Below are 22315 nucleotides of genomic sequence, written 5' to 3'. Positions count from 1 at the left end.
GGTTTATTACCCCCTCGTACTTTCTATATCGTTCGTATTATAAAGGAAGGTGTCCTCCAGAGTTTTCTTCACCATCTGCACCTTTGTTACGGAAGATTTCAGATAGAACCATTAATCCTACGATAGCAACAATTAAAATTGTAGAAAGAGCATTAATTTCTGGTGATACTCCGCGCTTAACCATACTGTAAATGTATAATGGCAATGTTGTTGATCCTGGTCCTGATACGAAGAAACTAATTACAAAATCATCAATTGATAATGTGAATGTTAATAATGCTGCTGAAATAACTCCCGGTGCAATTGCTGGGAACGTTACAAAACGAAACGTTTGCCAAGGCGTTGCTCCTAAATCATTTGCAGCTTCTTCTAAGTCACGTCCCATACTTGAAAGACGCGCAGCTAAAATAACAACAACAAACGAAATACTAAATGTAATATGTGCAATAATAATCGTTGTTTGTCCAAGTTCCATTCCTAGCTGACTGAAAAGAATTAGTAAAGATAATCCCATTAAAATATCAGGAATTAAAATTGGTAAATATACAAGGCCATTAATAGCCCCTTCGAAACGATATTTATAACGATGTAAAGCAATCGCAAAGAATACACCAAGTACCGTTGTCACAATCGTTGTTATAACTGCAATCGTAATACTATTTACAAATGCATCAATAACATCTTGTTTTTGAAATAAATCTGTATACCAATGGAATGTAAAACCTTCCCACTCCGCATTAATGCGAGAGTCGTTGAAAGAATAGACCATTAAAACCATCATTGGAAAATACAAGAATAACAAAATTAACCAAGAATAAGAAACTAAAAACTTCTTCATCTTTGCCTATTCCCCTCCGTTCTCATTATATTTATATACTTTCGTTGCACGATAATATAAGTAAATTAACAGAACAGAGAATAGAACAACGATAATCGATAACGCAGATCCAAACGGCCAGTCACGTGCACCTAAGAATTGGTTTTGAATAACGTTTCCGATTAATGCTACTTTCGATCCGCCCATCACGTCTGATACAACAAACATTCCGATAGAAGAAACGAATACTAAAATAGAACCAGTCGCAATTCCTGACATTGTCATCGGCACTGTTATATTCCAAAATGCCTTTATTGGTGTTGCTCCTAAATCATAAGCCGCTTCTAGCTTACGCTTATCCAGCTGCTCAATTGCTGCATACACTGGTAAAATCATAAATGGTAATAAAGAATAGACCATTCCGAGTATTACAGAAGGCGTATTATATAATAAATTTAACGGTTCACTAATAATGCCGAGTTTTAATAACAACGTATTCACAAGACCTTGTGAACGTAAAATAACAATCCATGCGTATGAACGAACAAGAAAGTTAATCCAAAACGGGATCGTTGCCAATAATAAAAGAATAGAACGATATTTGCGGTCAACAATTGTAATTGTATACGCAAATGGATAACCAATTAATAAACATATTACTGTAGTAATAACTGCAATCTTAACAGTTTCCCATAACGTTCCTAAGTACAATGGATCAAACACACGGGATATATTCTCCAGCGTAAATTGCATTTCTACTGTCCCGTAAGCTCCGCGCTGCATGAAGGCGAATCCTAATACGAATACGAGCGGGATTAGGAAGAAAATTAACAGCCACGCGACTGTAGGTAGTGCGAGTAATTTCCCTTTTTTCAATTTAAGGTCACCTCGTCCTCTTGCTCCCAGCCTACATATACATTATCTCCAATGCTCCACTGCGCTGCCTCTTCAGCAGTTTGATATGTCATTAGTAATTCTGATGTTTTCTCATCACGTACATAAAGCTTCTCCATATTTCCGACAAACTCGATATCTTCAATATGTCCAAGGTGGTATTCTTTTAAAATTGGTTCTTCAACCGAACGTACTTTCACATTTTCAGGGCGAATTGCTACATAGCCTTCCCCATTTTTCACAATATTATTTTCACCGATGAATGTCGCAACGAACAATGTTTTCGGCTTATTATAAATTTCTTTCGGCGTTCCAATTTGTTCGATATGTCCTTTATTCATAACGACGATACGATCGCTCATGCTCATTGCTTCTTCTTGATCGTGCGTTACGTATATAAACGTAATTCCTAAATTACGTTGTAAGTTTTTCAATTCACGTTGCAAGTCTTTTCGTAACTTAAAGTCAAGCGCTCCAAGTGGCTCATCTAATAGTAATACACGCGGATTATTTACAATCGCTCTTGCAATTGCAACACGCTGCTGTTGTCCACCAGAAAGCTTAGCAGGTTTACGATTACGGAACTCAAGTAACTGCGTTAAACGCATTGCCTCTTCAGCACGCTCTTTCTGCTCTGCTGCTGATACTTTCTGCATTTTCATACCAAAACAAATATTCTTCTCTACTGTCATATGTGGGAATAGTGCGTAATGTTGGAACACTAGGTTCATATGACGCTTATATGGCGGCAAATCGTTAATTCTTTCATCATCTAATAAAAGATTCCCTTTAGTTGGAGTTTCAAATCCTGCGATCATACGAAGTAAAGTCGTTTTCCCGCAGCCACTCGGCCCTAAAATTGTTAAAAACTCTCCCTCTTTAATATCTAAAGAAAGAGGTGGGATAATCACTTGATTTCCAAAATGTTTTTCAACTGCTTCAACTTTAATAATCTTTTTCATTTTCCCGTCCTATCTACCTTAAATTTTAAATTTTTATATTCATGAATAAATATTTATGTTCTATAGACTATTTTTTGTTTCGATCCAAACAAAAATGGTTATTTAGCAAGCGTTCGTTTCTATTCTTTATGTAGTATGTTTGATTCATTTTCGCATGATACATAACGTCGAACAGAAAAACCCCTTCCATCGCGAAGGGGCTATTATCATACGGCTACGCCTACTGATAAACACCATCATCATTTTAACAACTTTCGTATGAATTTTAAAGCACTTTTTGTAGAAGAGTAACGAATTTTCATGTCGAATGCTGTAGATTGGGCTAAAATGCTTTTATAATGTGAAAAAGTCCGAAAACTTTCTTTCCCATGATAACCCCCTAATCCACTACTTCCAACACCCCCAAAAGGTAAATATGGCGTGGCAAGATGGTAGACAACATCATTAATACAGCCTCCACCATATGAAATATTACTCGTCACTTTCTTTTGTACTTCTTTATCTTCCGAAAATACATATAACGCTAACGGCTTCGGATGTTGCTGGATTGTGCCAATTACATCTTCTATATTGTCGTACTCTATGATTGGTAAAATCGGACCAAAAATTTCATCTTCCATAACAGCATCTTGCCATGTAATATCCGCTAGCACTGTCGGTTCAATATGTAATGTATCTTTCTTATAGTTTCCACCAATTACGACTTGACCATCTTGTAAAAATCCACATAATCGTTCAAAATGACGCTCACTTACAATACGCACGTAATTTTCATTTTGCAAAGGTTCTTTACTATACTGCTCTGTGATTTCATGTCGCAGTGCCTCAACTAGCTGTTCTTTCACGGAAGAATGCACGTACATATAATCAGGCGCTACACATGTCTGCCCTGCATTTAAAAACTTACCCCAAACAATTCTTCTTGCTGTCATCTCTATCTTTGCATCTTTATGTACAATACAAGGACTTTTCCCGCCAAGTTCTAACGTAAGCGGCGTCAACTGTTTCGCTGCTGCTTCCATTACAACTTTTCCAACGCCAACACTACCAGTAAAGAAAATATAATCAATTGGTTCCCTCAGCAAAGATGTACTCTCTTCAATGCCACCTTCTACTACCGCTACAAGCTCTTCTGGGAATAATTCACCTAACATTCTCTTAAGCACTTTTGAAACGCTTGGCGTTAACTCTGACGGCTTTAAAACGATTGTATTTCCAGCTGCAAGTGCTCCTACAAGTGGTGCAATTGCTAATTGAAAAGGATAGTTCCACGGTGCAATAATAAGCGTCACACCATACGGCTCTGGCACTACTTTTCCTTTTGATCCAAAATGAGTGAGTGCTGTTCGAACTCGCTTCGGTTTACTCCACGATGACATATGTTTCAATTGAAAGGAAATTTCTTTTAATACATATCCAACTTCCGTTGTAAACGACTCGTGAACTGACTTATTTAAATCTAATTTCAATGCCTGAAATATTTCTTCTTCAAAACGCTGAATGCCTTCATAAAGCTTCTTCAAATTATTCTTTCTCATTTCGATGCTTCTCGTATGCCCTTTTAAAAAATATTCCTTTTGCCTACTTACAATAGAGGTAATACTCATTCACTCACCTTCTCCCACTATTTTTATCCAATTCTTTCATTATTTATATAGACTTCATATATAACAAATTTCTATTCTTAAAGTTACATTATATATGACTTTTTCAGCTATATAAAATTCATTGCTCACAAAAAAACTACCGAAAGAAAATCTCTCGGTAGTTTCACAGTATTAACGATATAAACGAACAGCACCTGCAGAATTATCATCAGCTTGTCCTACTACTTCAAACTTCAGACCAAGCTTCGGTAAAATACGTCCTGCATCTGGAATCTGTTGATTAATATACGTTTTCGAATCATCAAATTTCGGTACACCCGCTAAGCCATCATACGTATACGTTCCACGCGTTGGAGATACAACTTTCCAAGCTGGCGTTTTATCGAATGAGAATGCAGCATCAGCGATTTGGAATCGTGTACTACTTTCAATTGTCGGTTTACCATTTAAAGTCCCTACAATTGCTTCTGGATGAGAATCAACTACACCAAGGAAACCATGTCCTGGATGTAAACCAACCCAGTTATCTGCATAAGCTGAGTCTGCATACCATACAACCATACCTGAGTTATATTCTGGACCGCGAGCAAATTTCAATGCGCTATCTGATCCAGTATGGTTTCTCCACTCTACGTAGTAATTATGTTTTTTCTTCTCTGTTCCGCTAGATACAACGAAACCATCTAATTTTAATTGTGGTGTACCTTCTGCATCATCAGAGAATACTACTTTACCATCCACTGTTAATGAAGCATTATCAAGTAGGAAACCATTTAATGCTAAACCACCATCCGTAATGTACTCAAACGTTAATTTTACTTTTTTACCTTTGAATTGACTTAAATCATATGATTTGTCAATCCATTTTCCATTTGTCGAATCTGCATTTCCATTATTTGCTTTCTCGCCAAGTCTTTCAATTAACGTTTTTTGACCATCTTCTGTTACAGCATGTACTTCAAGGAAATCATACTCAGCTTCAATCTCATATAACGATTTGAAATCAAATTTCGCATTCGTTGCATTCGTTAAATCGAACAGTGGTGTTTCTAACGTTGTATGAAGATTGTCACCTTTTGTACTGTAGTAATACTGTTTACCAAATGCTGGTGCAATTGTTTTTACATCTTTATCTGGTAAGTTAACACGAATCATACCTGGACGGTTAGATTTCGTAACACTTTGATCTAAATATGTTGCTAGACCGATACCTTTATTTAATTTCTCGTAATCTACTTCTACGATATTTGCCCAGTTACCACCGATTGTTTTTTGGAAAAACTCTTTATTTTGTGGTGAGAAACTCGTCGGTGTTGTTCCAGCGATTTTACCCGCCCAGCTGCCGCCACTCATAACAGACCAAGCTTGAATTGGCTCACCATGACCCGTATAGTCTGTATCATACTCATCTGGAAGACCTAAATCATGACCATATTCATGCGCGAATACACCAACTGCGCCATCTTCTGGTTCAATTGTGTAGTCGAATGCTGCCATCTTTCCGCCCCAATATGGAACTTTCGCTTGTGTACCTTCAATTGCGAATGGTTTTGGTCCAACTGTCCAACGATGTGACCAAATTGCATCATCACCTAATTTACCACCGCCAGCTTCTTGTCCAACACCCGCATGAATAATCATTAAATGATCGATTAAACCGTCAGGTTGATTTTGATTTCCATCACCATTTACATCGTATTGATCGAACTGATCAAACTGTGATAAATCAAGACCGCTATCTACAGCTGCCTTTAATGCATCTTTTACTAGATCACGTGGTCCTTTTGGTCCTTTATTATCATGACCTGTAGCAGCATCTGCACCGTAATCAGCAGCTTTACCAGGAACTGTTAACCATTTTGTAACTGTTCCGTCTACTGTATAACTACCGCCAGATTGCTCTTCGTAATATTGTTTAAACGTTTCGATTTTGCTACCATCCTCTAATGCGAATGGCTCATTACCAAATAACATTTTTTCATAATGTTCTTTGTTAAAATCGTCAGTATACATATAACCAGGTTCTTTATCAATATTGTTATGTTTAAAGTCAGCGTACTCTACAAGTAAAACGAGTACTTTATCTTTACGAACTTCACCGTTATATTCTTTTCCCTTTGCTGGAGAAGTTGGTACTTTACCATTTAGACCACCCTTAACTGGGCCTGTCGCTGCAGGTGTCCCTGTTGCTGGCTGATTTAGTTTTTCTTTCGTGTCTGCTTTCGCATCTTTCACTTTCTTTAAAAAGTCAGATGCTTCTTTCGTAAGTTGATCCCCATTTGTTGCTTCTTTCCCAGGATTTTCACCCTTTTTGTTCTCTACATACTTTTCAACAGCTTTCTTTGTTTCTTTCTCTGAAGCTGAAGAATCAATTACCCCACGTTTTTTCAGTGCATCTGCTAAACGTTCTTCTGGAATTAAATGATCATCGACTGGGCTCGTAGCTGTCTTATTCACAGGTGTTTCAGCATATGCAGATTGAGTGCCAGCTCCGAATGAAAGGCCTAATACAGCTGTTAAAGCGATTGATGACAAAACTTTGAACGGTTTCTTGTTCATCCCATATTTCCTCCCCTAATAAATAATATGTATTACAAATTGAATTTTATTAAAAATTCAATATTTTTTCAATATTTAGTCATATTATGTAATGTTTTTAATATATTTGTAAAAATTTCATAGTTAGCATACGAATATATCACAATTCAACAATGTTTTCTGAAAATATTGAAAGTTTTTATCGAACAATTTATAATTTCCATAGAGGGAGTTTAATGGGGATTTTATCTTTGTTTCATCTACAAAATATTTGATAATTCACTATATAAAACACAAAATCCGATTGCATTATCATGTATTCTGTAGCAGCAATTATGACCGATAATTAGGGAGGAATTACATTTGTACAAAGATAAGACAGACGCACTGGATCAAGAATGGGTTGATTTAATACTTGAAGCTCTAGATGCCGGTATCGCCATGCAAGACATTGAGCAATTTTTCCAACGTATGAAGCCATCCAGTCAGGCTCAATAGGTTTGTTCTTTTTAACGAAGTTTATGTTATAATAATGACATCATAAGACAACTACATATTGATAGAAAGGTGCGCAAATATGATTGGAGAACGTATAAAACGCCTTCGTTTACAAAAAGGTATTTCATTAACTGAACTTGCCGAAAAAGCTGGCGTTGCTAAATCTTACATTAGTTCTATAGAACGAAATTTACAAAAAAACCCTTCCATTCAGTTTCTTGAAAAAATCGCAGCAGTTCTACAAATTCCAGTTGATACTTTACTTCATGATGAAACAACAAAGGAAACTAACCTAGACTCCGAATGGACACAACTCGTTAAAGATGCAATGAACTCTGGTGTCTCCAAAGAACAATTTCGTGAATTTCTTGAATTTACAAAGTGGAAGCAAAATCAAAAATAATAATAGAAAGAAGTGCTTACAACCAGCACTTCTTTTTCTTTATAAAAAAAAGCGGGAATACCCGCTTTTTTATTATTTTTCTTCCCCAGCTTCTTGGTTAGCATTGAATGTCCATTCTAAATTCAATGTATCACCTTGGAAGATATTTTGGTCTTTTCCGTCATCTACAAATTCAAATTGCACCCATAGATAATCCTCTGTACCAGCTGCTAATCCACCCTTTTCTCCCCACTCAGGAGCAAAGATGTCTTTAGCTAAAAGATCTGGATCCACATTTTGTAAGTCTGCTAAAGTTGTTTCGTATACAGGCTCACTTTGTTTATCCCAGTTCCAAAGGAATTTTACTTTAACGTGCTTACCAAAGTCTTCACCAGCATTATCACCTTTTGCATCTTTAACAGTATACTTTGTTGCTAATTTAACGTCTTTAATAGTTAACGAACCGCTGTTTTGTAATAAGAACTCTTTCTTAACAGAATCCCCTGGTTTTAAATCTTTAATATCTACAAGCGTCTTAGGGTTTAATGTAAGGTCTAACGTCCCAGCTGCAAATGTATTGTTTGATACTTCTTTATCGCTAAAGAATGCAAATGTTCCTCCACCAATTAAAGCTAACCCCAATGCTGCTGATGCAACTCCCATACCTAATTTCTTTTTCAGACTCACAATCAATTCCCCCTAGCTTTTTTTTATATTTTTATCACTTATTTTTCAATAAGAGATGTAAAGAAAACTATATTAGCTTAGCTAATATGTGTTCTTTTTTAAAAACCTTATGTTCATTATAACGAACAAACCTATATAAACACAACACATATTTATTAATATTTTCAGTTATTTTTATTTCTCAATATTATTTAGACTTTTCAGAAAAAAGAATGATAATTTATTTATTTTTTCACACTCAAATCATTTAATACTATAAGAAAAAAGAAAAATAAAGAAGTGAGGGCTAACGTTCCCTCACACTCGTATAAATATTACTAGTCTTACTTATTCGTTCACTCTCTCTTACACCACATTCTTGTTTTCTGACTGTTTCACTAAAGCAGTTACTCCGCTTTCTTCTGCTCTTCTAGCTTTTTCTGTTCTTCCGCTTTCTTTTGCTCTTCTACTTTTTTCTGTTCTTCTACTTTCTTCTGTTCTTCGGCTTTCTTTTGTTCTTCTACTTTCTTCTGTTCTTCTACTTTCTTTTGTTCTTCGGCTTTCTTTTGTTCTTCTACTTTCTTTTGTTCTTCGGCTTTCTTCTGTTCTTCTACTTTCTTTTGTTCTTCGGCTTTCTTTTGTCCTTCCGCTTCAATTGCAATGTTTAATTGTTGCTGAAGAGCCTGAATTTGCTCATCAATAGCTTTCAAGCTAATTTCTTTCTCAATATAGTCACGCTTCTCTTTGATACTGCGGAAGCCTTCATTTACATATATGGACACTTGCTGCATCGACTCATCTTTATTTACCTTTAATTCTTCTTGTATTTGATTGTAAGGAGCTTCTATTTCAGTATATACATTTTGCAGGGCTTCCTTCTCAGCAACAATTTTCTCACGCCCTTGTTGCCATACAGAAATCGCCTGTTTTATTTCTTCAATAGAAGTTGCTTTCGATTTTCCCTTCATCGTTCCATACTCACGCTCAATAAACTGTTTATGTTTCTCAGATTGCTCTTTTAACGTATTAACTGTTTTCGGAAATATAATTGCTGTAGAAAACGTCGCTTCTACTTTCGTTTCATGAATGAACGCCGCTTCTGTATGCGTCATAATTTGAGATCCTAAATAAAACGTAATAGAACACATACACGGCAATATAAGCATCTTTTTAAAATTACGCGGTCTTTTCAGCATCTTAATCTCTCCCATCGAACATTACGTTCTTTATACAGAACATTATCTATATTATAGTAAAGAACTATTAAAATTGATAGACAAATACTAGAAAAATAGAAAAAGGGCTATCCATGTGATAGCCCTTTTTGTTATTATCTTTCTTCACCTGCTGTTTGTTGTGCATCAAACGTCCAATTTAATTGTAACTTATCGCCTTGGAATTGATTTTGATCTTTTCCATTATCAACGAACTCAAATTTCACTTTGAATTTATCAGATTTACCTGCTGAAATACCTTTTTCATCCCAGAACCAAGCCGATAAATCATTATCTACAGCTGTAAGTGTGTCACCTTTTAATTTATCTAAAGTAGTTTGTTTCACAATTGTCTCATGCTTATCTACATTTTTTAAGAATGTTACTTTAATATGTTTACCAAAATCATCTTTATTATCTTTCTTTACATCTTCTACATTATAATCTGTTTTCAGTAAAACCTTTTTAATATCTAAAGAGCCTTTATTTTCTAGTTTAAATTCTTTTTCAATTGTATCCCCAGGTTTTAAATTCGATACGTTAACAACTGTTGATGGATTTAATGCTAAATCCAGTGTCCCAGCCGCAAATGTATTGTTTGACACTTCTTTATCACTGAAAAATGCAAATGTTCCTCCACCAACTAACGCTGCTCCTAGTACTGCTGATGTAATACCCATTCCTAATTTTTTCTTTAAAGTCATGTCCATATCCCCTTAATATATATATTTGTTAACTTCCTAAACGGAAAGTATAACCAAACGAACTAGACGGATTGTTCTACTTTTTTATCTTTCTTTTCTCCGTCAATGCTACGAATAGCCCCAAAAATAGAAATCGCGGAATATCCAAGTAAAAAGACTCCTGGAATAATAAGAAGTAATGCTGCTCCCGCTTTTGAATTCGCATAATTCAGTAAATAACCAACGTACGGAACTGTAATATCTGCATACTTTCCAACTACATTTTCTGCAAGTACTGGCTCTAAATCTGGTCCGTTGTTGTTATCCCCTTTTGTTTCATACATTACTTTTCCATTTGTATCTTTCACACCGATAATACGGTGAGTGATAATTTTTTGATCTTTCTCTTTAAAGGTAATAACATCACCTTTTTGATATTTAGAACCATCTTTGTTTGGTTCTATTGCAATGATTGATCCTGTTAAAAACGTCGGCTCCATTGATCCTGAAAGAACGCTCTTAAATTGATATCCCATCACTGTCGGATCACCACCGCTCGCTTTTGAAGAAATAACTACAAAAGCTAAAAAAACCATCAATGCAAATAAAACAAATGAGATCGCGTTGCTAATTACCTTCCAAATTAATTTCATCGTCTCTCTCCCTCTCCGTTGTTTTATATTATTTGAAGTATGCAATATCCATTACGTTCTTTAACAAGAACACAAGTAAATGATATAACGAACTTTAAGTTATTGCAATAAGAAAATTTACAATTATTAGTTATTTAAAGTATAAAAAAAAGACTGTGCCAAAATTTTACACAATCTTTTTATTAGTAATTTATTTACCTTCTGATTTCATTCCTTTTGTATTTCGGCGCAACACTACATATAAAATTGCTCCAAATAATACAATCGCACCTATCCCAACACTTATTACTTTAACATTTGAGTCTTTTACTGCAGGCATAGTTGTATCTTTTTTAGGCATCGCAAAAGTGACATCTTCTGTTGAAAGAACATTTACCGTCGCAATTGTTTGATTATTTTTCGTAATATCAACTGCACCAACTACCTCACCACGATGTATTCCTTTATGATATAAAGATTCTTTATCTAATGAAGCCGCCCGGAAAATAGTTTTCACATTTTTCCCTTCATCTTTCTTAAGCATAAGCTCCGCACTTTGTTCCAACTCAGAATTAACATCTTTATTTAAATATGTTGTTTTTTGATGCCAATTATGTTTATCGAGCACTGTTTGCTTCGTAAATTGACCGAAAGAATATTCCGCCATCTGCTTCAAATCTTCATAAATTTCAGGTCTTTGAGAAGCCATTACTACGCTTATAATACGGTTTCCATCTTTCTCATTTACTAAAACAAGTGTATTACGCGCTTCATTCGTAAACCCTGTCTTACCGCCAATGCTATATGGATTTTCAAAAAAATTAGATTTATTAAAAATAGACACCGTCTGCCTAGACGTCGTAACTGTCGTTCTTTTCGTATTCATCGCTTGTAAAATTTCAGGATACTTTTGCACACCCTTCGTAATCATAGCCATATCATACGGCGTCGTATAATGGTTCGGATCATGCAGTCCATTCGGTGTTACAAAGTGGCTATCTTTCGCCCCTAATTGCTTCGCTTTCTCATTCATCATATTAGCGAAATTCTCAACACTCCCGCCAATCCGCTCCGCAATCGCATACGACACATCATTCGCACTCAGCACCATTAAAATCATAAGCGCAGTATTTCTATTAATTGTCTCTCCAGGTTGAAACTCAATTTGATAATTACTCTTCTCTTGATCTAATGCTAATTGTGAAAATGTAAATTGATCCTCTGGCTTTGTATGCTCCATGAGTAAAATCGCTGTTAACACCTTCGTCGTACTAGCAGGATATGCTCGGTGATATGCGTTTTTGTCATACATAACATCTCCTGTTTTCGCATCAATTGTCGTTGCAAACTGACTAAAAACATTCGGTCCTTCTGCAGGTGGTGGTGCAACTTGTTCTGGATTTACTCCAATATTCGTCTCAGCACGCAATGTCATAGGTGTCAATAAAAACAAACAAATAACTGTAATAAAAACCAAAATTTTCTTAAAATTTAACATATGACTCTCCCTTTTCCATTTACTCCTCTAACAAAATAAGAAATCTACCAATCATATGTAATTTGTATTAAACTGGAAGAATTTTCACTATTTTTTACTATATCATATTTTTACGATAAAGAACATAAATATACAATAAAAATAAGAAGGAATTACTCTTTCTTATCCTTCTCATCTATCAACGAATCTATTAACTTTTGACTAGCTTCCTCGGGCGTAATCTCATCGGTTATCCCCATAAACGACCAACCTTTAGAATCGACCCACTCAACAAACTCTTGTAAAAATTCATCATGTGTAACATCCACATCAAGAATCGAGCCATTAATCGAAATCGTTCTATTTTTAGACACGCGCATCTTGAACGTTTTTCTTACCATTACAACTTTTCTCCCTCTACTTCTGAATATTTATAAAGTGAAACTTTCATCAACCCTCACCAATCGGACTTTTACGGCCATCCCGACCCCAACCTAACTTCTTTACTTTTGCTAAATTTCGAGGTAAGGGATCTTACTGCCCGCAAATAGCGAGATAAAATAATCATGTATCTCTGTTATACATGATTTTCAGTAAATTGTAAAAAGGATATATTGGCCAATTTAAATAGCAAAAATGAAAATCTCTTACCTACGTAAACGTAATACGACATACAATCGCTCATAAATTATTAAATAAATCCATAAAAATATACACTTTAAAACATAATTGAATAAGCCATTCTAGTCTTTTGGAAGATATTATCTAAAATAGTATACTAAACGGATAAAGGATATTTGAATAAAGAAACTGAGGCTTTCTATTTAGCTGGGCTCTTAAGTTGTAGACTTAGAGACTGATGCCGGAATTCATATTTAATTTCTATTTCTGTACATAATATCGTAAGAAAGAAGGTAGTACTGTGAAAACAACAGAAAATTTTACTGACAGGGCCGATATATATGCAAAATATCGCCCTAGTTATCCTAATGAATATATTGATTACTTGCTTTCAGCTAACCAACTGAAAGGAAATCGGATTGTGGCTGATATTGGTTCAGGTACGGGGATATTTAGCCACCAGCTGCTTGAAAGTGGTTTACATGTTATTGGAGTTGAGCCAAATGATGATATGAGAAAGATGGCTGAGCAATCGTTAAAACTATATTCTCGTTTTCAATCCATAAAAGCAACTGCTGAAAATACCACTTTAAAAGAAAATAGTGTAGATTTAGTAACTGTTGCCCAAGCATTTCATTGGTTTGATAAAGAGGCTTTCAAAATCGAATGCCAGCGAATTTTAAAACAAAAAGCAAATGTTGCACTTGTTTGGAATAGTAGAGGTTTAACTAGTCCACTTATTAAAGAGAATGCAGAAATTTTCCAGAAAACCTGTCCAAACTTTAAAGGCTTTAGCGGTGGAATAGATGAAACTCCAGAAGTATTTAACAACTTTTTTAAAGATGGAAAGTATGATTTTAAAGAATATCAAAATGATTTACTTTTTGATTATGAAGGGTTTTTGGGAAGGAATTTATCAGCATCTTATGCTCCGAAAGAAAATGACGAACAGTATAAAAATTTTATTTTTCTCCTATCAGAGCTATTCGAAAAATACAGTAAAAATGGAAAAATTATCCTCCCTAATTTAACACGAAGCTATCTAGGCAATGTATAAACAGCCTGATACACAGAGACTTTGAACGGAATTAAAACAAGTCTAACCCCTTCCTGAATGTAGAAAGAGGTTAGGCTTGTTTTGCATTTTACCACATCAAATTCAAATGACTTTCGTACAATAAAGTAGAATATATTAGAAAACACCTTAAACTGAGGAGGAACTCAATGGCGCATTGTACGTATTGTAAAACGAAATGGAAAGTAAAAGATGTATGGTCAATACTCGTGACATTTGAAAAAGATTGTCCGTATTGTTTTGGGAGGCAATATCTATCAAAAAAAACAGTGAACGCTATGCCAGAACTTATAAGCTTACCTTTACACTTCTTGTTCCCTTTTCTTGTTGATTTGAGTGATGAAGGTCCTTTAGATTGGTATCGGAAATAATATAACCTCTACATCTAAAGACTACTTTCTACTAAATTCGCTTCTCATCATTATTCCTTCATACATTACTCTCATAATCGCTTATACTTTCCCTTATGAAAATCCCGTAGCTCAGCAGAAAGGGCGTCCCCTGGACAAGGTTTATCAATTATGACTTTAATAAACGATGATATATGTATAAGCATTAGGTTCCAATCAAATATTAATTGAAACTCAACACTGCTTGTATTCTGTAATTCAGAATACAAGCAGTGTTTTTTATTATGCATTTTTGCATACAGTATGATTTTCTCTTGTAAATAGATAATAATGGTATATAATAAAACCAACGTTTTACCAATAAAAGGTAATAAAGAGTGGTGGGATAAGCAAATAACCAAAACGTATTAACAGATTTGTTCTATGTAAATCATGATACATATATGGAATCAAAACTATGAAATTTTATGTAGAGATTAGATTACTACAAGATGAAAGATTCATAGCGAATGCACTCGAGGAAAAAAGTGTTAGATTAGATTAATGTTATAAAACTACTTAATGTGATATCTATGGAACGAATTGAGAATATACTTAGGGGGAATTTCAAGTGAAAACATTTGGTAAAGTATTATTAACAGGAGCTTTAGCTTTAGGCGGTTTAACAGCTATGAACATTGATACACCGAAGGCACATGCTGACGGAGCAAGCGAGTTCTGTCGTTATATTTGTGGTCCTAGCAAAACGTTGAATGGATTCACAATTCAATTACACGCTACAGAGTACAGCTACGGCCAAAATATGATTGCAAAAATCACAAATGATAGAGCTGAAGATGTGCGCTATCGTGTAACTATTGAAAAGAAATGGGCAAGTGGCTGGGGTTACTATGAAACTGACTTCAATTTCGGCTCCGAATTACCAGCTGGAACAAACGAAGAATTTTACAATACAACTGGTTGGGGTGGACAACTTCCAGAAAACGGGGAATATCGTTACAAAGTTAAAATTACAAATGCTGACGGTTCTGTAGATACAATTTATACAGCTTCAATGACACTTACAGGAAGATAGCTCATGAACGAGCTCCATTATTTATACTTGTATTTTTGATGATATCATTGATAATTGCAGTGATATTATTATTATTATTGAAATAAGCTCTTCGGGGCTTATTTTTTATATACAAATTGGAATGATAACATTCAGAAAATTACATCTTTACACTATTAAAGTTTGTTGCTATTATAGGAATACATCAAATGTTACAATATTCAACAGATTATACAAATCCTCCGATTACACGAATGAAATGAAAACACATTGCTGATGGTAACATTTATAGTTGGGATCCCGTAGCTCAGCAGGGAGAGCGCCACCTTGACAGGGTGGAGGTCGTGAGTTCGAGCCTCTCCGGGGTCATATGAAAACCCCCTTGATAGTCAAGGGGGTTTCTTTATGTAGCAAATAAATGATTATTATTAAAACTAAATTTTTCCCTACTTCTTTTCTCCATTTTGGAGAAAGACATAAATTATATTAATCATCGCTCTACGTTGTTCGCTAGAACTCGATTCTTTACTCTCTTTTGGGAGCTTTTTAAAATTCTCTTTGAAAAATAGCCTAATACGGCAATTTTTATATTTATTTATATAAATTTCTCAACAAAAAAGATCTACACAGTTTAACTATGCAGATCTTTGTAAATTTAAGTTTAAAAATGAATAGACGAATCCTATTTTTGCCCTAACTTGATTGCCTTTTTGATATTACTAAATGCACCTTTACCATATATTAATACGCCACCGCGGTAAACACGACTCGTTAAACCAATCATCATACATATTGTTGCAATTAGAATTGCTAATGCTAGCGCAATCTCCCATACTGGGATATTGAGGAATCCAATTCGTACAAGCATAACAATAGGAGTGAAGAAAGGTACATAACTAGTAATGGTAACAACCATGCTGCTTGGGTTTGACATTCCATAAATCGCTATATACAAAGCAGCAAGTAACATAAACATCAGCGGCATAACAGCTTGAGAAGATTCCTCTATACGCGTAATGATAGAGCCAAATAGACAAGATAATGAGCCATATAATAAGAATCCTAATGTGAAGAATAGAATCCCATAAAACACTAGAGTTGGAGCAACAGAATTTAAATCAATACTATTTAAAATATCATTTTTCGAATCATTAATTGCTGTTTTATATCCAACAGTTGCGACCAAGCCCCAAATTATGATTTGCGTAATACCAGCCAATAATGTTGAGAATAGCTTCGCATATAAATGTTTGGTAGGCGAAATACTTGAAACAACTAACTCCATAACACGAGAAGATTTCTCTGTTGCAACATCTGTTGCTAATTGTGCAGCATACATTAATATCATTAGATAATTTAGCATGATAAAGACATTAATTAAAATCCCTACACCCTCAGTATGTTCTCCATCTTTAACCTTATCTGAAACCGTTTTGGTATGAATTTCTACTGGCGTTGTTAACACCTTTAATTCATCTTGCGATAGATTCAATTGCTGGGCGAAGTTAGAAGATTGTATTTGAGATAAAATCGTTTGAACCTTGCTAACATCTTGCTGATTTACATCCGTCTCAGTTATATACGTAGCCTTTAATTGTTTATTATTCAATTCCTCTACAACGATTGCATATGTATAATCACCATTTTTAACACCTGATTCTGCTTTTTGTTTATCCGTGCTACGTTTAACTTGTATCTTACTATCGACATTTTTAAACACTTGATGAATGGTTGAATATAATTCTTCTTTTTCTGTAACAACAACAACTTGATCGTCCTCGTTACCTGCAAACAAGTTATAAATCTTGTCAAAATTCATCAATCCTATAATTAACATAGAAACTATTATTGTAATAGCAAAATATGATTTTGATTTCACTTTAGATTTATAGTTTTGTAAAAAAATTGTCCAGAAACTACTCATTTTGTGCACCTACTTTCGCAATAAAGATATCATTTAATGTAGGCTCTTCTACTGCAAACTTTTTAACATACCCTAATTTTGTTATCTCTTTAAATAAAACATGTGACACTTCTTCATATGAAATTTTAAGAGTAACTGCATTTTTACGTTTCTTCATACTTTCTACACCTTTTATTTCTTTCAAATGGTCAAAGTCATGATCGCCAACGATTACAACGTTCTTTTTACCAAAATCACTTTTAATTTTGGCAATGTCACCCTGAACAACAGGTACACCTTTGTGCATAATACAAATGTGTTGGCATAACTCTTCCACATGTTCCATACGATGTGAACTAAAAAGAATTGACGACCCTTGTTTTTGCATATCAAGAACAGCGTCTTTTAACATTTCAACATTTACTGGGTCTAAACCACTAAATGGTTCATCTAAAATTAAGAGTTCAGGCTTATGTATAATCGCTGTTATCAGCTGGATTTTTTGCTGATTCCCTTTAGAAAGTTCTCCTACCTTTTTGTTCAGATGCTCAGTAATATTAAAACGCTCCAACCAATAGTGAAGTTCTTTTTCTGCATCTTTACTTTTCATGTTCTTTAGTTTTGCAAAAAAGTCAACTTGTTCTTTGACAGTCATTTTCGCATAAAGACCACGTTCTTCTGGTAAATACCCAATTTTATCTGTAACACCATAATTTATAGGTTTACCATTCCATGAAATGGTCCCACTTGATTTCGATAAAAGTCCAAGTATCATTCGAAATGTAGTCGTTTTACCTGCTCCATTCCCGCCCAAGAATCCAAATATTTCACCTTTCGGTATCTCGATATTCAAATTATTCACTGCAACATGCTCGTCAAATTTCTTTGTTAAATCTTTAATTAGTAAACTCATTATCCACACCCTTAATTCCCAAGATGATTTATTTATACAATTGTATATCCATAGTCAACTACAATATTTTGCCCTTTAATGGCGTCACTCTTATAAGACATTAAAAATAAGATGACATTTGTAGAATCTGAATTTTCAACAAATTCCCTATATGGAATCTTTTTTAATAACTTATTTCCTTCAATGGACTTCAAATAGCTTTCGTTATTATCGTTTATGCTATAGGACAGTGAATTGTATACCACTGTAATGATTCATTTTTTATCTTTCAAAAATGAATCATTACCAACAAATGTTATATTTCGCATTATAAGGTTAGCATAAGATTTTAAATATTTAATATGCAATTCTGCATATTTTAATACTCTCAATTATTTACATAGTGTTTGACCATCTTTATTTAAAGCAGCCCCCACATTTACAAAATTCACTTAAAACAAGAATTTGTTTATCCATACTTTTTCTATAATTTTTCATGGAAGAACTGAAATTAATTAGTACCCCTGTTAAACACCTAAATCTGATACTTAAACTAACTAATCTTCCTCTAATAAATTGTTGTCTTATTTAACTTCACAATTAATAGTATCCAGCAGGCATAGTCACAACATCTTCGTACACCTCCTCATTAAAGCTGAAGGAACACTAATTAAAATCTGGTCCAGAAATTTTACCTTTCTACGTTACAGGATCCGCATAAGAAAACATAGAATACAGTACCTCCTCTGTTACAACTAGCTTTATGTCTCGAATTCAAAAAACATAATATCTAATTTATATAATTAACTTCGTGCGTTCAAACCTCTCCAGGTTCATAAAAAAGAGACACCATATCAACCTTCTACGTGATATGGTGTCTCTTTTTATCTAATTCAATCACTTTCCACCAAACATCTTCTCCAACGACTTCGCATTAGCAAACAATACTTCTTTCAAGTTATCATCTGCAACGATTTTATAATCGCCATCTTTGTTTTTCTTTAAGTTCAAGGTAACTTCGCGAGTTGCCATTGCTGCATCTTTATCCGTTAAGTTTTTGATGATAGTTGAGGTCATTGTTTTTTCGATCGCTTTTTCAGATTGTTCTTTGTCTTCGCTAAATGCGCTAGCGAAAGCCATTGGCATAACTTCTCCCACTGCTTTTGTTACAGCAACGGATAGATCAGCAGATGTAATTTTCACTTTCACTTCTGCTTTGTCCTCCTTTTTCGATACTTCTTCTATCTTTTCAAATTTAAAGTTCTTTGTAATTGCACTTAGCATTGCTTTTGCCTCAGCATCATCTGTTTTTTCATTTAGTTTATTAAATTCCTTGTCACTCTCAACAAATGTACGAGCCTTTTCTACATCACCTTTTTGTATCGCTGTTAAAAATTCTTCTGTAGTATCTTTCGGATTTGCACACCCTGCTAAAACACCTGCTGTTAATCCTACTACCATCATTAATAGCAATAATTTCTTTATCTTTTGCACGTTCATTCTCCTCTTATCTTTTCTAGTAAGTCAGCATCATACAATATTATGAAACTGACATTACAAACATTTTTTAGTATAGCATTTATATGATTCGTTTTCTATTAATTCCCAAAAGATAAAGGACCTTGCAGCATTCCTACAAGGTCCCTCTTCTATCAATCTGTATCCGTAGCACAAATGAACCACATTTTCTGTTCCCTACTATCTAGCACCATCCAAGTAACATCCCACGCAACATCGTAAAACCAATCTGTCCAAGGGCGATAGCTTTCGAACACTTTAATATCTTCGTATCGATCTTGGAACATATATTGACATACATTGACTGCTAATTGTTTTGCGATAACTGGTCGTTCCTTAAATCCTTCATATGCTCCGCCCGACAAAATTTGAGCGGCAATGCTACCATCAAGCATGACTGCCCATCGCTCTTTAAAATGCAACTTATATTTTTCTGACGTATGTATTTTTAACTCTTCTAAGCTATTGATTATATCTAAAGAGTTAAAGATTCTTCTAAAGAAGTGCTCGTGTCCATCTTTCCAATATGGTATTTCTTTGAAAAAATTTTCGTTATGTACTTTAAAACAGCTTATAACCGCTCCGCCATTTACGTTTTGTTCCTTAAATGTATGTATGAGTTTCTCAATAGATGAGTCATTCGTTTCTATTTTTTCAAACGTTCCTGCTTTCCATCTCATAACGCCCACTACTCTCTATTAAAAATTTGTTTCTTCATTATAAATAACAAAATAAAAACCAGTAACTTTAATGTTGCTGGCTTATCTCTTATTCATATTCGAAACAACAACAACTGCTCCAAACACATAATGCCCTGCTACCATCCACATACTCCGATCAAAGATCATAAGCGATAACCAAAGCCATAGATTAATAGCAGCAAATAATAAATATAAAATGAAATCTCTCTTTTGTATTGCTCCTCTATTCATCAAAATGTAAGCGGCACCGATAGGAGGAAAAAGACAAATATTTTTCTTAACGACCACGGATATGAAGTTACTGTCTGCATATGAATCTCCTTTTCATCATAATACTTGCTTCAACATCGGCCTCACTACCCTATATTCATCACTATAAGTTTCCTTTATGATTAAAGGTGATTGAGGACCTTTTTCTTCCTCAATCATTGTGAATACTTCTGTTTTCTCTTGTAATGTATTAGATTCTCTATTTTTAATAGGTTTTTTACTTGTTTTAATTTTTTTTGTTACTTCACCAAGTTTTTGCCCAACTTCTTCTACTTTGGCAGGTTCATTCGTAACATAGTATTCTTGTTCGTCCCATACTAATATAGGTGGCACTTGTTCTCGTTTGTTACATATTATATAAGTAGTACTAGCTACAAGTAGTAGACAAGTTAATAAATAGAAGATAGTTTTTTTATTCATATACTACACTCCTTATCTATCATTTCATTGGATTATATAATATAAGTTATTTATAGTAAATGGATTTAGTGGTAATTTTTAGGTTTAACAATAAAAAAACCTTACCGCAGTAAGGTTCCGTTTTTACATTCTATAGTGACCGACTTATTAAAACAATCATTACAATAATCGCAATAAACATAACAACTAAACAGCCGATCATTTTATAAAAGCCTCTTTTCGTTAACGTCCCGCCTTGAACGTCTTTACGAATAAATAAGAATACTGCTAAAAATAATACAAGCCCAATGCCAAAAGCATACATCATTTGCATATGTTAATCTTCCTTTCTCTCTTCCATCTTAATATCTTTTTGCCAAAACAACAAATGAGATAAAAACGGTACTCATCGTAAGTGCCATAAGTATATTCAATAATTCAGTAGCAGATAGTGTAAGTATTTTTAAGTTTAAGCCGATAGAGAAAAGAAGATAATATGCTGTTAATGCAAAAAAGGTTACAAACATTCCTTTATAACGAATAAGTTTCATTCGCTCGTCTTTTTCTTTAAATTGCGGGTGCAAGTAGCTTAGACAGAAACTCATAATCATCATCCCAAGCAATGGATACGTTATAGCTGGCGGTGCAGAATGCGTCATTATACCTGTTAATATCATAAATCCACTCATAAATAGAAAAATAATCCCCATAATTACAAAGTACTTTTGTGAATAATTCATCCCTATTCCCCCTCTTCTTTTCCTTCATAAATAAATACATGTTCTATCGTTGTTTGAAATGTTTTTGCTATTTCAAATGCTAACGGAAGTGATGGATCGTATTTCCCCTTTTCAATTGAAATGATGGTTTGTCTGGAAACTCCAAGTTTCTCAGCCAACTTTTCTTGAGATAGTCCAAATTTTTTTCGGTATTCGACCATTTTATTTTCCAAGGAAATTTCTCCCTCCTTCCATATATCGAGTATATATGTAAAGTAAACTTTACGTCAAGGTTCCTTTACATTTATTCCAATCATTTTTCACTCTATTTATATAGAAGAAACTTGTTCGATTTGAGCACGTCTATTTTGTAATAAAACATGGAACACTGTATGTAATCGTTACTATATTTCCTCCTCACCTTTTTTAAAATTTAATATCTT

25 protein-coding genes, 1 tRNA gene and 1 pseudogene are annotated in these 22315 nt (G+C 34.3%); 6 read left to right on the top strand and 21 right to left on the bottom strand.

The features are described 5' to 3' along the window. Nucleotides 1–37: 37 nt before the first annotated feature. The 5 genes from potC to inhA1 all read right to left on the bottom strand — a co-directional run bounded on the left by potC (nt 38) and on the right by inhA1 (nt 6839). Entirely contained in the window at nt 38–838 is an 801-nt protein-coding gene (gene potC / locus OXT04_RS22925; RefSeq protein ID WP_000714190.1) for a spermidine/putrescine ABC transporter permease PotC, read from the bottom strand. 6 nt (nt 839–844) lie between these two features. After that, nucleotides 845–1693, bottom strand: a complete 849-nt coding sequence (potB, locus tag OXT04_RS22920; protein WP_000715500.1) for a spermidine/putrescine ABC transporter permease PotB — start codon at nt 1691–1693, stop codon at nt 845–847. Further along, nucleotides 1690–2673, bottom strand: a complete 984-nt coding sequence (potA, locus tag OXT04_RS22915; RefSeq protein WP_000720335.1) for a spermidine/putrescine ABC transporter ATP-binding protein PotA — start codon at nt 2671–2673, stop codon at nt 1690–1692. The genes potB and potA overlap by 4 nt, the downstream gene beginning before the upstream one ends. Before the next feature lie 239 nt (nt 2674–2912). After that, the gene (locus OXT04_RS22910) at nt 2913–4280 is read right to left on the bottom strand and encodes an aldehyde dehydrogenase (protein WP_267417851.1); all 1368 of its coding nucleotides are present in this window, start codon (nt 4278–4280) and stop codon (nt 2913–2915) included. Between the two features lie 171 nt (nt 4281–4451). Then, entirely contained in the window at nt 4452–6839 is a 2388-nt protein-coding gene (gene inhA1, locus OXT04_RS22905) for a M6 family metalloprotease immune inhibitor InhA1 (RefSeq protein ID WP_061660516.1), read from the bottom strand. A 342-nt stretch (nt 6840–7181) separates the two neighbouring features. On the opposite strand from inhA1, the gene OXT04_RS22900 reads away from it, so the two are divergent. Then, on the top strand, nt 7182–7316 hold the full coding sequence (locus OXT04_RS22900; RefSeq protein WP_267417850.1) for an anti-repressor SinI family protein: 135 nt from the start codon (nt 7182–7184) through the stop codon (nt 7314–7316). A gap of 79 nt (nt 7317–7395) precedes the next feature. Continuing rightward, a complete protein-coding gene (locus tag OXT04_RS22895; RefSeq protein ID WP_000578885.1) occupies nt 7396–7719 on the top strand; it encodes a helix-turn-helix domain-containing protein in 324 nt (107 codons plus the stop codon). A gap of 72 nt (nt 7720–7791) precedes the next feature. On the opposite strand, the gene calY is transcribed toward OXT04_RS22895, so the two are convergent. The 6 genes from calY to OXT04_RS22865 form a co-directional block, all read right to left on the bottom strand. Beyond that, nucleotides 7792–8385, bottom strand: coding sequence for a biofilm matrix protein CalY (calY, locus tag OXT04_RS22890; protein ID WP_000053715.1), 594 nt, complete (start codon nt 8383–8385; stop codon nt 7792–7794). Nucleotides 8386–8771: 386 nt separating this feature from the next. After that, nucleotides 8772–9575, bottom strand: a complete 804-nt coding sequence (locus OXT04_RS22885) for a DUF4047 domain-containing protein (protein WP_086387357.1) — start codon at nt 9573–9575, stop codon at nt 8772–8774. Between the two features lie 119 nt (nt 9576–9694). Further along, nucleotides 9695–10282, bottom strand: coding sequence for a CalY family protein (locus tag OXT04_RS22880; RefSeq protein WP_000172852.1), 588 nt, complete (start codon nt 10280–10282; stop codon nt 9695–9697). Nucleotides 10283–10344: 62 nt separating this feature from the next. Beyond that, nucleotides 10345–10914, bottom strand: coding sequence for a signal peptidase I SipW (gene sipW, locus OXT04_RS22875; RefSeq protein WP_000767802.1), 570 nt, complete (start codon nt 10912–10914; stop codon nt 10345–10347). Between the two features lie 190 nt (nt 10915–11104). Next, complete coding sequence (locus tag OXT04_RS22870; protein ID WP_267417845.1) at nt 11105–12391, bottom strand: D-alanyl-D-alanine carboxypeptidase family protein; 1287 nt, start codon at nt 12389–12391, stop codon at nt 11105–11107. 152 nt (nt 12392–12543) lie between these two features. Beyond that, nucleotides 12544–12771: a hypothetical protein gene (locus OXT04_RS22865; protein WP_000251856.1), complete on the bottom strand. Its 228-nt coding sequence runs from the start codon at nt 12769–12771 to the stop codon at nt 12544–12546. Between the two features lie 521 nt (nt 12772–13292). Between OXT04_RS22865 and OXT04_RS22860 the strand changes: the two genes are divergently transcribed. The 4 genes from OXT04_RS22860 to OXT04_RS22845 all read left to right on the top strand — a co-directional run bounded on the left by OXT04_RS22860 (nt 13293) and on the right by OXT04_RS22845 (nt 15839). Further along, nucleotides 13293–14048, top strand: a complete 756-nt coding sequence (locus OXT04_RS22860; protein ID WP_267417843.1) for a class I SAM-dependent methyltransferase — start codon at nt 13293–13295, stop codon at nt 14046–14048. Between the two features lie 167 nt (nt 14049–14215). Next, nucleotides 14216–14437, top strand: a complete 222-nt coding sequence (locus tag OXT04_RS22855; protein WP_000929654.1) for a hypothetical protein — start codon at nt 14216–14218, stop codon at nt 14435–14437. 589 nt (nt 14438–15026) lie between these two features. After that, nucleotides 15027–15491 carry a hypothetical protein gene (locus tag OXT04_RS22850; protein WP_267417840.1) on the top strand — a complete coding sequence of 155 codons (465 nt, stop codon included), beginning with the start codon at nt 15027–15029 and terminating at the stop codon, nt 15489–15491. 275 nt (nt 15492–15766) lie between these two features. Then, a tRNA-Val gene (locus OXT04_RS22845) sits at nt 15767–15839 on the top strand. A 313-nt stretch (nt 15840–16152) separates the two neighbouring features. Here the strand turns inward: OXT04_RS22845 and OXT04_RS22840 are convergent. The 10 genes and pseudogenes from OXT04_RS22840 to OXT04_RS22795 all read right to left on the bottom strand — a co-directional run bounded on the left by OXT04_RS22840 (nt 16153) and on the right by OXT04_RS22795 (nt 22105). After that, complete coding sequence (locus tag OXT04_RS22840; RefSeq protein WP_069605293.1) at nt 16153–17394, bottom strand: ABC transporter permease; 1242 nt, start codon at nt 17392–17394, stop codon at nt 16153–16155. After that, nucleotides 17387–18286: an ABC transporter ATP-binding protein gene (locus OXT04_RS22835; RefSeq protein ID WP_267417836.1), complete on the bottom strand. Its 900-nt coding sequence runs from the start codon at nt 18284–18286 to the stop codon at nt 17387–17389. Before OXT04_RS22835 ends, OXT04_RS22840 begins: the two co-directional genes overlap by 8 nt. Before the next feature lie 32 nt (nt 18287–18318). Next, nucleotides 18319–18531, bottom strand: coding sequence for an SDR family oxidoreductase (locus tag OXT04_RS22830; protein WP_257142769.1), 213 nt, complete (start codon nt 18529–18531; stop codon nt 18319–18321). Nucleotides 18532–19162: 631 nt separating this feature from the next. Continuing rightward, nucleotides 19163–19759: a DUF4878 domain-containing protein gene (locus tag OXT04_RS22825; RefSeq protein ID WP_139213194.1), complete on the bottom strand. Its 597-nt coding sequence runs from the start codon at nt 19757–19759 to the stop codon at nt 19163–19165. Between the two features lie 158 nt (nt 19760–19917). Further along, complete coding sequence (locus tag OXT04_RS22820) at nt 19918–20463, bottom strand: hypothetical protein (RefSeq protein ID WP_267417824.1); 546 nt, start codon at nt 20461–20463, stop codon at nt 19918–19920. An 81-nt stretch (nt 20464–20544) separates the two neighbouring features. After that, nucleotides 20545–20795 (bottom strand): annotated as a pseudogene (locus OXT04_RS22815) (hypothetical protein). Nucleotides 20796–20811: 16 nt separating this feature from the next. Then, on the bottom strand, nt 20812–21174 hold the full coding sequence (locus OXT04_RS22810; RefSeq protein ID WP_097822204.1) for a hypothetical protein: 363 nt from the start codon (nt 21172–21174) through the stop codon (nt 20812–20814). A 130-nt stretch (nt 21175–21304) separates the two neighbouring features. Beyond that, a complete protein-coding gene (locus OXT04_RS22805) occupies nt 21305–21487 on the bottom strand; it encodes a DUF3976 domain-containing protein (RefSeq protein WP_001178303.1) in 183 nt (60 codons plus the stop codon). A gap of 28 nt (nt 21488–21515) precedes the next feature. Further along, nucleotides 21516–21893, bottom strand: coding sequence for a hypothetical protein (locus OXT04_RS22800; RefSeq protein ID WP_001109901.1), 378 nt, complete (start codon nt 21891–21893; stop codon nt 21516–21518). A 2-nt stretch (nt 21894–21895) separates the two neighbouring features. Continuing rightward, entirely contained in the window at nt 21896–22105 is a 210-nt protein-coding gene (locus OXT04_RS22795; RefSeq protein WP_000428506.1) for a helix-turn-helix transcriptional regulator, read from the bottom strand. Nucleotides 22106–22315: the final 210 nt, after the last annotated feature.

Source organism: Bacillus sp. GC_Bacil_1 (genome assembly GCF_026540675.1).
GTDB lineage: Bacteria > Bacillota > Bacilli > Bacillales > Bacillaceae_G > Bacillus_A > Bacillus_A cereus.
The sequence above is the reverse complement of the archived record's forward strand: the minus strand, read 5'-3'. Positions and strand labels throughout refer to the sequence as shown.

Coding starts and splice junctions, on each gene's coding strand:
- OXT04_RS22870 (WP_267417845.1), bottom strand. CDS start 12,391: ATGTTAAATTTTAAGAAAATTTTGGTTTTTATTACAGTTATTTGTTTG.
- OXT04_RS22910 (WP_267417851.1), bottom strand. CDS start 4,280: ATGAGTATTACCTCTATTGTAAGTAGGCAAAAGGAATATTTTTTAAAA.
- OXT04_RS22820 (WP_267417824.1), bottom strand. CDS start 20,463: ATGAGATGGAAAGCAGGAACGTTTGAAAAAATAGAAACGAATGACTCA.
- sipW (WP_000767802.1), bottom strand. CDS start 10,914: ATGAAATTAATTTGGAAGGTAATTAGCAACGCGATCTCATTTGTTTTA.
- OXT04_RS22880 (WP_000172852.1), bottom strand. CDS start 10,282: ATGACTTTAAAGAAAAAATTAGGAATGGGTATTACATCAGCAGTACTA.
- OXT04_RS22805 (WP_001178303.1), bottom strand. CDS start 21,487: ATGCAAATGATGTATGCTTTTGGCATTGGGCTTGTATTATTTTTAGCA.
- potC (WP_000714190.1), bottom strand. CDS start 838: ATGAAGAAGTTTTTAGTTTCTTATTCTTGGTTAATTTTGTTATTCTTG.
- OXT04_RS22835 (WP_267417836.1), bottom strand. CDS start 18,286: ATGAGTTTACTAATTAAAGATTTAACAAAGAAATTTGACGAGCATGTT.
- potA (WP_000720335.1), bottom strand. CDS start 2,673: ATGAAAAAGATTATTAAAGTTGAAGCAGTTGAAAAACATTTTGGAAAT.
- inhA1 (WP_061660516.1), bottom strand. CDS start 6,839: ATGAACAAGAAACCGTTCAAAGTTTTGTCATCAATCGCTTTAACAGCT.
- OXT04_RS22855 (WP_000929654.1), top strand. CDS start 14,216: ATGGCGCATTGTACGTATTGTAAAACGAAATGGAAAGTAAAAGATGTA.
- OXT04_RS22895 (WP_000578885.1), top strand. CDS start 7,396: ATGATTGGAGAACGTATAAAACGCCTTCGTTTACAAAAAGGTATTTCA.
- OXT04_RS22885 (WP_086387357.1), bottom strand. CDS start 9,575: ATGGGAGAGATTAAGATGCTGAAAAGACCGCGTAATTTTAAAAAGATG.
- OXT04_RS22865 (WP_000251856.1), bottom strand. CDS start 12,771: ATGGTAAGAAAAACGTTCAAGATGCGCGTGTCTAAAAATAGAACGATT.
- OXT04_RS22840 (WP_069605293.1), bottom strand. CDS start 17,394: ATGAGTAGTTTCTGGACAATTTTTTTACAAAACTATAAATCTAAAGTG.
- OXT04_RS22810 (WP_097822204.1), bottom strand. CDS start 21,174: ATGAATAAAAAAACTATCTTCTATTTATTAACTTGTCTACTACTTGTA.
- OXT04_RS22800 (WP_001109901.1), bottom strand. CDS start 21,893: ATGAATTATTCACAAAAGTACTTTGTAATTATGGGGATTATTTTTCTA.